This window comes from Thermobifida halotolerans (assembly GCF_003574835.2).
Taxonomy (GTDB): domain Bacteria; phylum Actinomycetota; class Actinomycetes; order Streptosporangiales; family Streptosporangiaceae; genus Thermobifida; species Thermobifida halotolerans.
In genome coordinates this window covers 758,956-772,458 of the sequence record NZ_CP063196.1, presented here as the reverse complement: position 1 = coordinate 772,458, position 13,503 = coordinate 758,956, and the positions used below count along the sequence as shown (strand labels likewise).

The following is a 13,503-nucleotide window of genomic DNA, read 5'->3' as shown; positions in this document are numbered from 1 at the left end:
CTCCCGTGGTTGTATGGCTACGGACCGCCTTCAAGTCCGACAGGCGACCGTGCGGTGTCCGCGCGGCGTACGGCCGACAGACTCTGCGGACTCCACGGGCCCCCAGGATAACACCCTGACCACACGGACGGGTTACGGCGAGGAGTCGCGCCACCGACGCCACGGGCGCGGACCGAGAGCGGTCCGCGCCCGTGGACCGTCGCTCAGCGCAGTGCCAACGCCGGGCGGATCTCCCAGGTGGTCCACAGCGGCCGGTAGCCCATCCGGTGCCAGAACGGCCCCGACAGCGGGTTCATGACCGCGTAGTTGAGCATGGTGACCCCGATGCCGTGGGTGTCCAGGGCATGGTGCGCGTGGCTGATCAGGGTCGTTCCGATGCCCTGGCCCCGCTCCTCCTCGACCACCGCCCCGTAGCCGATGTAGGCGGCGGGAGCCGCGTTGACGAGGGGGGCCACCCAGCGCGCCCGGTGCGGCGGCGACACCCACACCAGCCCGACCGGACGGCCGCGCCGCTCGGCGATCCAGATCCACGACGGCTGTCGACTCAGCGCCCGGGCCGCCACGCGCCGGGTCTGCTCGGCCGTCTCCGGCTGGATGAACACGCTGCCGAAGTGCTCCTCGTAGCGGTGCTCCTCCATGACCAGGCTCACCACGGCGGCCAGGTCATGGATGTCGGCGAGCCGGATCGTGACGTCCCGCGGAGGCAGCGCGGGCGGCACCCCGCGGCGGCGCCGCCGCACCGCCATGACGGTGGCCGGCTGCATGCCGTGGCGCTGCAGCGGCCGGACTCCGCACACGTCCCGGGAGGGCCAGGTCAGCAGCGCCGCCGACTCCGAGCCGGTCCCGCTGGGCAACTCCTCCAACTGGTCCCGCCAACTGGTCAGCAGCGAGTCGAGCGCTCCCTCCGGGTCCGACCCGCCCACGAGCGGAGTGATCCAGTGCTGGTCGGGGACACCCCAGGTCCGCCCCGCCTCTCCGGGCTGGTACCAGGAGTAGCGCATGGTGCCGATCGCCATCGGACGGCCCATCTCGTCGCTGACGGTCAACAGCGGGTTGGTGTTGAGCCGTGGGTGCGACGGTTCGGGCAGCAGTGGGTCGACCGCCGCCCATCGCCTGGCCACCGATTCCACGAGCTTGTCGAATTCGGCTGTCCCGTTCGGCGGACTGTCATGCCGCACCCGCGCGACATAACCGCTCATTCATCCCTCCCTGGCGGTGGCACGCTCGCACGTACGCACCGGGGGTCGCTAGCGCCCCGCCGCTAGAACCCTTGTCGATCACCTAAAGTCGCATATCGACTACCGAAGCGTACGGTATCGCCTCAAGCCGCAGGACGCAGGCAAAACGCTAGAAGTTTCCACCTTTGTTTTGAAATTGTCGTCAGGCAATCCCTCGAGGTCCACCTATTCTGCGGCAAACCCCCCTCAACCGTAACCAAACCCAAAGAATCCCCAGAAACCGGCCGCCCGGCAACCGGAGGAGAGGGTTTCGGTCACGGGGTGGCGGTGCCTCCCGCCTCGACGGTGTTGCCGCTGCCCAGATCGGTGACGACGGGGTCGCCGGAGGCGTAGTGGACGGTGTTGTCGGACCCCATCACGCTCACCTCGGTGGCCGATCCCAGACTCACCTGGTTGCCGCTCCCCGCGATGGTGACCAGGGCACAGGACCCGTTGAGGGTGACCGTGGCACCGTTGGCCACCACGTTCACGCTGCGGTCACCGCAGTCCTGGACGACCGTTCCCCCGTCCGTGGCGACGTTGATCAACTCGTCGGTGACGATGGCGCCGCCGTCGGCCGAGCCGGGGGTGCCGTCACCGGAGATCTCGAGCTCGGTGTCGCCGTCACCCACCGAGATGTCGCCGTCGCCGTCGATCGAGATCCCCGCACCGTTCTCGTCGCGCAGGTCGATACCGCCCGCGCAGCCCGCTCCCACGGCGGCGACAAGCACCACCGCACCGACCGTGACCGGAATCCGGCTCCGCATCCCGCCTCCTTCTCGTCTTCTGCTCCGTCGGCATACCTGCCGCTGCTCACAGATGAGACCGCGCCGACGGCGGAAAAGTTCGAGAAACGGCGGACGTCCGGGTCAGCCGATCCCCGCCTCCTCCATTCCCCGCAGTTCCCGCTTGAGCTCCTTGACCTCGTCGCGCAGCCGGGCGGCGAGCTCGAACCGCAGGTCGGCCGCTGCCTGGTGCATCTGCTGGGTGAGCTGCTCGACCAGGTCGGCCAACTCCTCGCGCGGCAGGCCCGCCACGCCCTCGGCACGACCCTGCGCGCCGCCGCGGGCCAGACCCGGGACCGGCGTCCCGGGGCCCCTCTCCCCGCGGTGGCCACCGGCGAGCAGTTCGTCGGTGTCGACGTCCTCACGGGCCAGCGAGTCGAGGATATCGGCGATCTTCTTGCGCAGCGGCTTGGGGTCGATGCCGTGTTCGGTGTTGTAGGCGATCTGCTTGGCGCGCCGCCGGTTGGTCTCCTCGATGGCCGCGGCCATGGAGTCGGTGACCTGGTCGGCGTACATGTGCACCTGCCCGGCCACGTTGCGCGCCGCGCGCCCGATGGTCTGGATCAGCGAGGTCTCCGAGCGCAGGAATCCCTCCTTGTCGGCGTCGAGGATCGCCACCAGCGACACCTCCGGCAGGTCGAGGCCCTCCCGCAGCAGGTTGATGCCGACCAGCACGTCGAAGAGGCCCACCCGCAGTTCGCGCAGCAGTTCCACCCGGCGCAGCGTGTCGACCTCGCTGTGCAGGTAGCGCACCCGGATGCCCAGATCGGTGAGGTAGTCGGTGAGGTCCTCGGCCATCTTCTTGGTGAGCGTGGTGACCAGCACCCGCTCGTCGCGTTCGGCGCGCACCCGGATCTCGTGCACCAGGTCGTCGATCTGCCCCTCGGTGGGCTTGACCACCACCTCGGGGTCGACCAGCCCGGTGGGGCGGATGACCTGTTCGACCACGTCGCCGCCGACCCGTTCCAGCTCGTAGGAACCGGGCGTGGCCGACAGGTAGAGGGTCTGGCCGATGCGTTCGCGGAACTCCTCCCACTTCAGCGGACGGTTGTCCATCGCCGACGGCAGCCGGAACCCGTGCTCGACCAGGGTGCGCTTGCGCGCGGCGTCGCCCTCGTACATGCCGCCGATCTGCGGCACGGTGACGTGCGACTCGTCGACGACCAGCAGGAAGTCCTCGGGGAAGTAGTCGAGCAGGGTGTTGGGCGGCGTCCCGGGGGCGCGGCCGTCGAAGTGCCGCGAGTAGTTCTCGACCCCCGCGCACGTGCCCATCTGCTCCAGCATCTCCAGGTCGTAGGTGGTGCGCATGCGCAGCCGCTGCGCCTCCAGCAGCCTGCCCGCCGCCTCCAGTTCGGCCAGCCGCTCGGACAGCTCGGCCTGGATGTCGGCGATGGCGCGCCGCATGCGCTCGGGACCGGCCACGTAGTGCGACGCGGGGAAGATGTAGACCTGCTCGCTCTCACCCAGCACCTCGCCGGTGATCGGATGCAGGGTCATCAACCGCTCGACCTCGTCGCCGAACATCTCGATCCGGATCGCCAACTCCTCGTAGACCGGGATGATCTCGACGGTGTCGCCGCGCACCCGGAAGGTGCCGCGGGTGAACGCGATGTCGTTGCGGCTGTACTGCATCTCCACGAGTCTGCGCAGCAGCTCGTCGCGGTCGATCTCCATGCCGACCTCGATGCTGGCCATGCGGTCGACGTACTCCTGCGGCGTGCCCAGACCGTAGATGCACGACACCGACGCCACCACCACCGTGTCGCGGCGGGTGAGCAGCGAGTTGGTCGCCGAGTGGCGCAGCCGCTCGACCTCGTCGTTGATGGAGGAGTCCTTCTCGATGTAGGTGTCGGTCTGCGGAACGTAGGCCTCGGGCTGGTAGTAGTCGTAGTAGGAGACGAAGTACTCGACGGCGTTGTTCGGCAGCATCTCGCGCAGCTCGTTGGCGAACTGCGCGGCCAGTGTCTTGTTGGGCTGCATGACCAGGGTGGGGCGTTGCAGCTTCTCCACCAGCCACGCCACCGTGGCGGTCTTGCCCGTACCGGTGGCGCCCAGCAGTACCGTGTCGGAGGCCCCGCCCTCGATCCGGCGGGCCAGTTCGGCGATCGCCGCGGGCTGGTCGCCCGCCGGAACCAGGTCCGAGACCACCTCGAACGGCGTGGCCGTGCGCTGGATGTCGGTTACCGGCCGCATGTGTCCCCCTGGTGTGTCGAAAACCTTCCCCCGACCCTGCCCACTCTAGGCGGCGCCGGTGACAACCGGGGCCGCTCGAACACCGGTTCCCTCGCCCGAAGCCGGCCGCCCGGCCCGAACGTCACCCGAGGTGCCGACCAGGTCGGCGCTCTTCCCCGGGTGCCGCCGGAAACCCTCCGCTGGCGCCTGCTCCAGGCGCTGCCCGCCCAGGGAGCCCGGCCCGACCACGCGGCGCTCGCGCCGCTCCGGCAGGGGGAAGCCGGACAGCCGGGGGGCGGAGTCCCGCCGCGGGGTCCCGGTCCCCCGCTGCGGCTCCCCGTGCCGGGCGGCCACATCCGGTACGGTCGCCGCCGGAGAAACCTCGCGGGTCTTTCGGACAGCCCGCCGCCCGCAGCGGCTCTCCACGTCCCGGCCCGCACCCGGCCGGTCCGCCACGGGCCGCACGGCGGAACGGCCGACCGCCCCCTCCGCCGTTCGGGCGGCTACTTCGCGGCGCGGCGCTGCAGTTCCGCCCACACCTCGGCGACGCGGGCGTCCAGGTCCTGCTCGGAGCCGGAGTTGTCGACGACGATGTCGGCGACCGAGCGGCGCTCCTCCCTGTCGGCCTGGGCCCTGATACGGGCGCGGACCTGTTCCTCGGGCATTCCCCGGTTGGCCACCACCCGCTCCACCTGGGTCTCGACCGGGGTGTCCACCACGACCACCACGTCGTAGAGGTCGGCGAGGCCGTTCTCGACCAGCAGCGGCACGTCGTAGACGACGATCGTGCCCTCGCCCGCCCGCTCCGTCAGCTCCCGGGTGCGCTCGCCCACCCGGGGATGCACGATCGCGTTCAACCTGGCCAGTTTGGCCTCGTCGGCGAACACGGTCTCACCGAGCCGAGGCCGGTCCAGAGCGCCGTCGGGGGTGAGCACCTGTTCGCCGAACTCGGCGACGATCTCGGCGAGTGCGGGGGTTCCCGGCTCCACGACCTCGCGTGCGATGGCGTCGGCGTCGATGACCAGCGCACCGCGCTCGGCCAGACGGCGCGCCACCGAACTCTTGCCCGATCCGATTCCGCCGGTCAGTCCCACTTTCAGCATGCCGCCGATCCTACGAGAGGCGGATGCGGACAACGCGGAGGGGCCGCCCCTTCCGGGACGGCCCCCCTGAGTACTCGGGACGCGGATCAGCCTTCGCCGCCGCCCGCGAGCTTCTCACGCAGCGCGGCCAGGGCCTCGTCGGAGGCGAGGGCGCCGCTGTTGTTGGACTGTGCGGCGCCGGTCTCCTCCGGCTCGGGCTGGTACGGGGCCTGCGCGGCCTCGGCCTCGGCGGCCTGGGCCTCCTGGACCTGCTTGCGGTGCGCCTCGAAGCGGGCCTGCGCCATGGCGTACTGGCGCTCCCACTCGTCGCGCTGGGCCTCGTAGCCCTCCATCCACTCGCCGGTCTCGGGGTCGAAGCCCTCGGGGTACTTGTAGTTGCCCTGCTCGTCGTACTCGGCGGCCATGCCGTACAGAGTCGGGTCGAACTCGGTCTGGTCCGGCGAGACGCTCTCGTTGGCCTGCTTCAGCGACAGGCTGATGCGGCGCCGGTCGAGGTCGATGTCGATGATCTTGACGAAGATCTCGGTGCCGACCTGGACGACCTGCTCGGGGATCTCCACGTGGCGCTCGGCCAGCTCGGAGATGTGCACCAGACCCTCGATGCCCTCCTCGACGCGGACGAACGCGCCGAACGGCACCAGCTTGGTGACCTTGCCCGGGACGACCTGCCCGATCTGGTGGGTGCGGGCGAACTGCTGCCACGGGTCTTCCTGGGTGGCCTTCAGCGACAGGGAGACGCGCTCGCGCTCCATGTCGACGTCGAGGACCTCGACCGTGACCTCCTGGCCGACCTCGACGACCTCGCTCGGGTGGTCGATGTGCTTCCAGGACAGCTCGGACACGTGCACCAGACCGTCGACGCCGCCGAGGTCGACGAACGCTCCGAAGTTGACGATCGAGGAGACGACGCCCTTGCGGATCTGGCCCTTCTGCAGGGTGTTGAGGAAGGTCTGGCGGACCTCGGACTGGGTCTGCTCCAGCCAGGCGCGGCGCGACAGGACGACGTTGTTGCGGTTCTTGTCAAGCTCGATGATCTTGGCCTCGAGCTCGCGCCCCACGTAGGGCTGCAGGTCACGCACGCGACGCATCTCGACGAGGGAGGCGGGCAGGAAGCCGCGCAGGCCGATGTCGAGGATGAGACCGCCCTTGACGACCTCGATGACGGTGCCGGTGACGACGCCGTCCTCCTCCTTGATCTTTTCGATCGTGCCCCAGGCGCGCTCGTACTGGGCGCGCTTCTTGGACAGGATGAGGCGGCCTTCCTTGTCCTCCTTCTGCAGGACAAGGGCCTCGACATGGTCTCCGACGGCGACGACCTCGTTGGGGTCGACGTCGTGCTTGATCGAGAGTTCGCGTGAGGGGATCACACCCTCGGTCTTGTAGCCGATGTCGAGCAAGACCTCGTCTCGATCGACCTTCACGATGGTGCCTTCGACGATGTCACCGTCGTTGAAGTACTTGATGGTCTCGTCGATCGCGGCGAGGAAGGCTTCCTCGGAACCGATGTCGTTGACCGCTACCTGCGGTGTCGAGGTGGCCTCGGTGCTGCTCGTCATGTGTGGGTGGACTCCGGTACGGACATGGATAGAAGCTTGGACACGCTGTGAGAACACATTGATTCGGATTCGACCGACACCGTCCGAACGGGAGGTCCACCACACCACTGCATGGCCGCCCTCACGATCCGCGCGCTGACCGGTCGAGTCGTCCCCGACCCCGGGCTAACCCCGAATCGAGTGTGTGCATGCGAATCCACAACGCTCACACCAGCCTATGAGACGACTGCCCCTTGGTCAATCGGAAGCAGGGGTGAGCGCCGGAATCAATCCTGTTTCGTCATGTTTCGAGGGCAGGGGAAGGCGGACTCGCCTCTCAATGATCTTGATCGGAGTCCCCATCGGATGCTACAAGGCGCGACCTCGTCTTTGAAGGTTTCTGAAAGGTAAAATTCCCGTCAAGAAATCTAGTGGTCGTCGCGTCCCGAACGCGTCCGCTTGAGAGCGGAGCGATGCCGTTTCTCCCGCAGCCGGCGCTCCTTGGCCGCCCGCCCCGGCCGGGTGGGCCGACGTCCCCGCGCCGGAGGCGCCGCCGCCTCGCTCAGCAGCGCGGCCAGCCGCCGCCTGGCCACCTCCCGGTTGCGCCTCTGGGAGCGGAAGTCCTGTGCCGTCACCGTCACCACGCCGTCGACCAGCCGCGCCCCCAGCCGCCGCAGGGCGCGCTCCCGTTCGGCCTCGGTGAGGACCGCGGTGGTGGTGACGTCCAGCGACAGCGAGACCCGGGTGTCGGAGGTGTTGCCGTGCTGTCCGCCCGGCCCCGAGGAACGGGAGAAACGCCACACGAGTTCGTCCTCGCGCAGCTCCACGCCGGGAGCCGAACGCGAACGCCGCATCACTGCCCCCTCCGCCGACACACCTGCTCCGTGGAAATTCTACCGGCCGCCCCTCACCGGCGGGAGGGACGGCCGCACCGTCCCGGCGGAGTGCTCAGTGCGCGGCGTCGTGCCAGTTGGACCCGATCCCCACCGACACGGCCAGCGGCACCCGCAACTCCTGGGCGCCGGACATGTGCTCGACCACCAGCGCGCGCGCCGCGTCCAACTCGCCGGGGGCGACCTCCAGCACCAGTTCGTCGTGGACCTGCAGCAGCATCCGCGAGGCGAACCCGCCGTCGCGCAGCGCCCGGGCCACCCGCAGCATCGCGAGTTTGATGATGTCGGCGGCCGACCCCTGGATCGGGGCGTTGAGCGCCATGCGCTCGGCCATCTCACGGCGCTGCCGGTTGTCGCTGTTGAGGTCGGGCAGGTAACGGCGGCGTCCCAGCATGGTGGCGGTGTAGCCGTCGCGGCGCGCCCGGGCCACCACGGCCTCCAGGTAGTCGCGGACCCTGCCGAAGTGGGAGAAGTAGTCCTCCATGAGCACCCGCGCCTCCTTGGGCGTGATACCCAGCTGCTGCGACAGTCCGTAGTCGCTCAGTCCGTAGGCCAGGCCGTAGTTCATGGCCTTGATCCGGGCCCGCGCCTCGCCGTCGACCCGGTCCACGGGGACCCCGAAGACCCGCGCGGCGATCTGGGCGTGGAAGTCGTAGCCGGTCTGGAACGCCTCGATCAGCGCCTCGTCCTCCGACAGGTGCGCCATGATCCGCAGTTCGATCTGGCTGTAGTCGGCGGTGAGCAGGTGCTCGTAGCCCTCTCCCACCACGAAGGCACGGCGGATACGCCGACCGGCGTCGGTGCGCACCGGAATGTTCTGCAGGTTGGGATCGGCCGAGCTGAGCCGTCCGGTGGCGGCCACCGTCTGGTTGAAGGTGGTGTGGATGCGCCCGTCGTCGGCGACCGTCTTGATCAGCCCCTCGACGGTGGTGCGCAGCTTGGTCTGGTCGCGGTGGCGCAGCAGGATGACCGGCAGCTCGTTGTCGGCCTGCGCCGCCAGCCAGGCCAGCGCGTCGGCGTCGGTGGTGTAGCCGGTCTTGATCCGCTTCGTCTTGGGCAGCCCCAGCTCCTCGAAGAGGATCTGCTGCAACTGCTTGGGCGAGCCCAGGTTGAACTCTCGGCCCACCACCCGGTGCGCCTCCTCCACCGCCTGGCGCACCGCGGCGGCGAACTCCGCCTCCAGGCCCCGCAGGTAGCCCAGGTCGGCGGCGATCCCCGCCTCCTCCATCCGGGCCAACACCCCCACCAGGGGGATCTCCAGATCACGCAGCAGGTCGGCGGCACCGCGCTTGACGAGGTCGGCGTCCAGGGCCAGCGCCAGCTCCAGCGTGGCCAGGGCGCGCGTGGCCAGCGCGTGGCGGGCCGCCGCCTGCTCGTCCCCACCGCCGAGGTCGAGGGTGAGCTGGGCGCCGCCCGTGTCGCGTTCGGTCAGCTCGCGGCCGAGGTAGCGGGTGCACAGGTCGGCCAGGTCGAAGTTGCGGCGGCCGGGCATCGCCAGGTATCCGGCGATGGCCGTGTCGGAGTCGAGTCCGGCCAGCTCCCAGCCGCGCGCCCGCAGCGCCAGGATCGGCCCCTTGGCGTCGTGCAGGGCCTTGGGGTAGGCGGGGTCGGCCAGCCAGTCGGCGAGCGCGGCCTCGTCGGCGGGGTCCAGCCGCGCCGGATCCAGGCAGACGGCCCGCCCCGCGGGCAGCGCGAGGGCCAGCCGGGTGACGTCGCCGCCGCCGCGCCCCCACGTCCCCTCGACGGCCAGTCCGGTACGCGCCCCCGCGGCGATCTCGGCGGCCAGCCAGTCGGCGAGCGCCCCCGGAGCCACCTCGACCAGTTCGACGGCGAAGCCCTCGTCCGACGCGGTCGCCGCGGCCTCGGGTTCGCTCTCGCCCAGCACCGCGAACAGCCGTTCGCGCAGCGTCGAGGCGAACTCCAGGTTGTCGAACAGCAGGTTGATGCCGTCGCGGTTCCAGCCGTCCAGCGTCATCTCGGCCACCGCGACGCCGACCTCGACGTCGGTGTCGAGCCGGTTGAGCCGCTGGTTGCGCAGCACGTCGTCGAGGTGGTCGCGGAAGCTCTGTCCGGCCTTGCCGCCGACCTCGTCGGCCCGGGCCACCAGTTCGTCCAGGGAGCCGTACCTGGCCAGCCACTTGGCGGCGGTCTTGGGCCCCACTCCCGGCACGCCCGGCAGGTTGTCGGCCTTCTCACCCACCAGCGCGGCGAGGTCGCGGTAGCGCTCGGGCGGCACCGCGTACTTGGCCTCCACCGCCTCCGGCGTCATGCGGACCAGGTCGGACAGGCTCTTACCCGGGTACAGCACCGTGCAGCAGTCACCGACCAACTGGAAGGTGTCGCGGTCGCCCGAGGCGATGAGCACCTCCATGCCTCCGGCGAGCCCCCGCGCGGCCAGTGTGGCGATGATGTCGTCGGCCTCGTAGCCCGCGACCGAGAGACTGGTGACGCCCAGCAGCCCCAGCAGCTCCTGCAGCAGCCCCACCTGTCCCGGAAACTCCGGCGGGGTCTCCGAGCGGCCCGCCTTGTACTCGGCGTACTCCTCGTGCCGGAAGGTCGGCTCGGAACGGTCCCAGGCCACCGCGATGTGCGTGGGCCGCTCGTCGCGCAGCAGTTTGACCAGCATCGAGGTGAAGCCGTAGACGGCGTTGGTGGCCTGGCCCGCGCTGTTGACGAACTTCTCCGCCGGAAGCGCGAAGAACGCGCGGAAGGCCATGGAGTGGCCGTCCACCAACAGCAGCCGGGGGCGCCCACCCCCCTCGCCGGTCTCGGAGGGACGGGTCTGCTCGGGGGTCGCCTGTGTGTTCACCACACCACGAATCCTAGGATGCGCAGGAGACATTTTCGCGGTCCCGGCGATTCCCGCCCGGCCCCTCCCTCGCGACGACGGAGCACCCCCATGGCACTGGACACCGAGAAGCTGGCCGAACTCCTCGGCCACGAGCCCCGCCTCGGAGCACTGGGCGAGCGGATGGGCCTGGAACTGCTGGAGGTCTCCGCCGAACGCGTGGTCGGCCGCATCCCCGTCGAAGGCAACACCCAGCCCTACGGACTGCTGCACGGCGGCGCGTCCTGCGTGCTCGCCGAGACCCTCGGCTCGATCGGCTCGGCGGTCCTCGCCGGTCCGGGCCGCATCGCCGTGGGCATCGAGATCAACGCGACCCACCACCGCAGCGCCACCCGGGGCCACGCCACCGGCGTGGCCGTTCCCGTCCACAGCGGCCGTACCCTGGCCACCTGGGACATCGAGATCACCGACGACGACGGTCGGCGCCTGTGCACCTCACGGCTGACCTGCATGCTGCGCGACGCGCCCGCGCACTGACCCCCGGGCGCGGTCCCACCGCTCCCCCCATCCCGGAAAACATCGGAGGATCGGATGCCTGGCCTGGGCACCCTCGTCAACGTCGCCGCGATCGTCGTGGGCGGGAGTCTCGGCCTCGCCCTCGGCGGCCGCCTGCCCGAACGCACCCGGACCGTGGTCACCGACGCCCTGGGACTCGTGGTGCTCCTGATCGCCGCGCTGAACGCCGCCGAGGTCCTCTCCCCCGACCTCACCACGGCGGTCGGTTCCGCCGCGCCCACCCTCATCGTGCTGGGATCACTCCTCGTCGGCGGGATCGCCGGCTCCCTGCTGCGCGTCGAGGAACGCCTGGAGCAACTGGGCCGCCTGGTGCGCGCCGCGCTGACCCGCCGCACCGCCGCGGTCGGCGCCCAGGGCGGAGCGCGGCAGCCCTCCGCCGCGGGCGGCACGGCCGCCCCCGCGGCGGAACGCTTCGTCGAGGGCTTCGTCAGCTCCTCCCTGGTCTTCCTCGTCGGTCCCCTGGCCATCCTCGGCGCCCTCAGCGACGGCCTGGGCAACGGCATCGACCAACTCGCCCTCAAGGCGGCCCTGGACGGCTTCACCGCGGTCGCCTTCGCCGCCGCCCTGGGCGCGGGCGTCCTCGCCTCGGCCCTGCCCGTCCTCCTCTACCAGGGCGCCTTCACCCTGCTGGGCGTGCTCCTGGGCAGCGTCCTGCCCGACGCCCACATCGCCGCGCTCACCGCCACCGGAGGACTCCTGCTCGTCGGAGTGGCCCTGCGGCTGCTGCGCATCCGCGACCTCCCCGTCGCCGACCTGCTGCCCGCCCTGCTCGTCGCCCCCGCCCTCACCGCGCTCGCAGCCGCTTTCTGACCTCCGAAGCCCCGGAGCCGTCTTTTCACCCCCTCCCTTTTTTGCATTTCTGTTAACCGGAGTCCCGCCCGCCGCCACGCGAAGCCCCCACCGCATAACGCTCGGTAGAAACCCCAAATACCCGCCAAATACTCGGCTACGGGTAAGTAACAGCATGAACCCGACTCAGCAGCGACGCTCCTGACCATCTTCCTGAACCACAGATTCCGGCGTTAAGCTCCGCTAACGCCCATGGTTAAGCCCGTCGGAACATGACGGCGGGGCAGACGTGGAGATTCACACGCGATCAACGCGGGTCGAATGGAGAGATGGATGCCTAACACGAAGGCGCTGGGCCTCACCGCCGCAGTCGCGGCGCTGGCTCTGGGACTCACCGCTTGCGGAGGCGGCGGCAACGGCGGCGGAGGAGGGGAAGGCGAAGGCGACACCCTGCAGTTCGGCTACATCTTCCCCGAGAGCGGCGACCTGTCCTTCCTCGGCCCGCCCCAGATCACCGCGGCCGAATACGCCATCCAGGAGATCAACGACGCCGGCGGCGTGCTCGGCACCGAACTGCCCGCCATCGTCGGCGGCGACGAGGCCGGTGACGCCGCCCAGGCCAACGAGGCCGCCAACCGACTGCTCGACGACGGCGTGGACGCCGTCCTGGGCGCCGCCGCCTCCGGCATGAGCATGGCGATCATCGACTCCGTCACCGGAGACGAGGTCGTGCAGTGCTCCGGCTCCAACACCTCGCCCGACTTCACCGACTACGACGACGGCGGCTACTACTTCCGCACCGCCCCCAGCGACCTGATGCAGGGACCGGTGCTCGCCGAGACCATCCTCGCCGACGGCCACCAGAGCGTCGCCGTGGGCTACCGCGCCGACGACTACGGCGAGGGCCTGGCCAACTCCGTCATCGAGGCCCTGGAGGCCAGCGGCGCCGAGGTCACCGCCAAGGAGAGCTACGACCCCAACGCCACCAACTTCGACGCCGTGGTCGGCGCGCTCGCCGACTCCGAGCCCGACGCGGTCGTCCTCGTCTCCTTCGAGGAGGGCGTGCAGGCCATCTCCGGCCTCCTGGAGGCCGGAATCGGCGCCGACCAGATGTACAGCGCCGACGGCATGAACTCCACCAGCCTGAGCGAGACGGTCAACGAGGGCGACCCCTCCGTCATGGCCGGCTTCAAGGGCACCGCCCCCGGCGTGGACGCCCCCGAGTTCGAGCAGGCCCTCGCCGAGTTCAACCCGGACCTGGAGGACTACCAGTACGCCGCGCAGGTCTACGACTGCGCCATCACCGTGGCCCTGGCCGCCGAGGCCGCGGGCAGCACCGAACCGTCCACGTTCGTCTCGGAGATGGCCAACGTCACCCGCGACGGCGAGAAGTGCACCACCTTCGCCGAGTGCAGTGAACTGCTCGCCGACGGCACCGACATCGACTTCGACGGCGTCAGCGGCCCGCTGGACTTCGACGACAACGGCGACGTCACCGCCGCCTCGTTCATGATCTACGGATTCAACGACGACGGCGAGTACGAGGTCGTCGACTACGTCGAGAGCAACGCCGCGGAGTAGGCCCCTCCCCCGCCCCCCGAGGGCCCGGAACCCGCCGGTTCCGGGCCCTTCCCCTTGCCCCGAC

At 70.2% G+C, this 13,503-nt stretch carries 10 protein-coding genes; 3 read left to right on the top strand and 7 right to left on the bottom strand.

The window, feature by feature from the left end; all coding sequences use genetic code 11:
- Nucleotides 1-203: 203 nt before the first annotated feature.
- From NI17_RS03455 to polA, 7 genes are all read right to left on the bottom strand, one after another.
- Nucleotides 204-1,199 carry a GNAT family N-acetyltransferase gene (locus NI17_RS03455; protein WP_068689461.1) on the bottom strand — a complete coding sequence of 332 codons (996 nt, stop codon included), beginning with the start codon at nt 1,197-1,199 and terminating at the stop codon, nt 204-206.
- A gap of 293 nt (nt 1,200-1,492) precedes the next feature.
- The gene (locus tag NI17_RS03450; protein WP_068689463.1) at nt 1,493-1,984 is read right to left on the bottom strand and encodes a DUF3060 domain-containing protein; all 492 of its coding nucleotides are present in this window, start codon (nt 1,982-1,984) and stop codon (nt 1,493-1,495) included.
- Between the two features lie 102 nt (nt 1,985-2,086).
- Nucleotides 2,087-4,195 (bottom strand): excinuclease ABC subunit UvrB, encoded by a 2,109-nt coding sequence (uvrB, locus tag NI17_RS03445; RefSeq protein WP_068689465.1) that lies wholly within the window; start codon nt 4,193-4,195, stop codon nt 2,087-2,089.
- Between the two features lie 482 nt (nt 4,196-4,677).
- The gene (coaE, locus tag NI17_RS03440; protein ID WP_199859973.1) at nt 4,678-5,277 is read right to left on the bottom strand and encodes a dephospho-CoA kinase; all 600 of its coding nucleotides are present in this window, start codon (nt 5,275-5,277) and stop codon (nt 4,678-4,680) included.
- Between the two features lie 86 nt (nt 5,278-5,363).
- A complete protein-coding gene (rpsA, locus tag NI17_RS03435; protein WP_068689469.1) occupies nt 5,364-6,833 on the bottom strand; it encodes a 30S ribosomal protein S1 in 1,470 nt (489 codons plus the stop codon).
- Between the two features lie 407 nt (nt 6,834-7,240).
- Nucleotides 7,241-7,666 carry an alternative ribosome rescue aminoacyl-tRNA hydrolase ArfB gene (gene arfB, locus NI17_RS03430; RefSeq protein WP_068689471.1) on the bottom strand — a complete coding sequence of 142 codons (426 nt, stop codon included), beginning with the start codon at nt 7,664-7,666 and terminating at the stop codon, nt 7,241-7,243.
- 94 nt (nt 7,667-7,760) lie between these two features.
- Nucleotides 7,761-10,517, bottom strand: coding sequence for a DNA polymerase I (gene polA, locus NI17_RS03425; RefSeq protein ID WP_068689473.1), 2,757 nt, complete (start codon nt 10,515-10,517; stop codon nt 7,761-7,763).
- Between the two features lie 87 nt (nt 10,518-10,604).
- Between polA and NI17_RS03420 the strand changes: the two genes are divergently transcribed.
- From NI17_RS03420 to NI17_RS03410, 3 genes are all read left to right on the top strand, one after another.
- On the top strand, nt 10,605-11,030 hold the full coding sequence (locus NI17_RS03420; RefSeq protein ID WP_068689475.1) for a PaaI family thioesterase: 426 nt from the start codon (nt 10,605-10,607) through the stop codon (nt 11,028-11,030).
- 54 nt (nt 11,031-11,084) lie between these two features.
- Nucleotides 11,085-11,879, top strand: a complete 795-nt coding sequence (locus NI17_RS03415) for a DUF554 domain-containing protein (protein WP_068689477.1) — start codon at nt 11,085-11,087, stop codon at nt 11,877-11,879.
- Between the two features lie 312 nt (nt 11,880-12,191).
- Nucleotides 12,192-13,439, top strand: a complete 1,248-nt coding sequence (locus NI17_RS03410; RefSeq protein WP_068689479.1) for an ABC transporter substrate-binding protein — start codon at nt 12,192-12,194, stop codon at nt 13,437-13,439.
- Nucleotides 13,440-13,503: the final 64 nt, after the last annotated feature.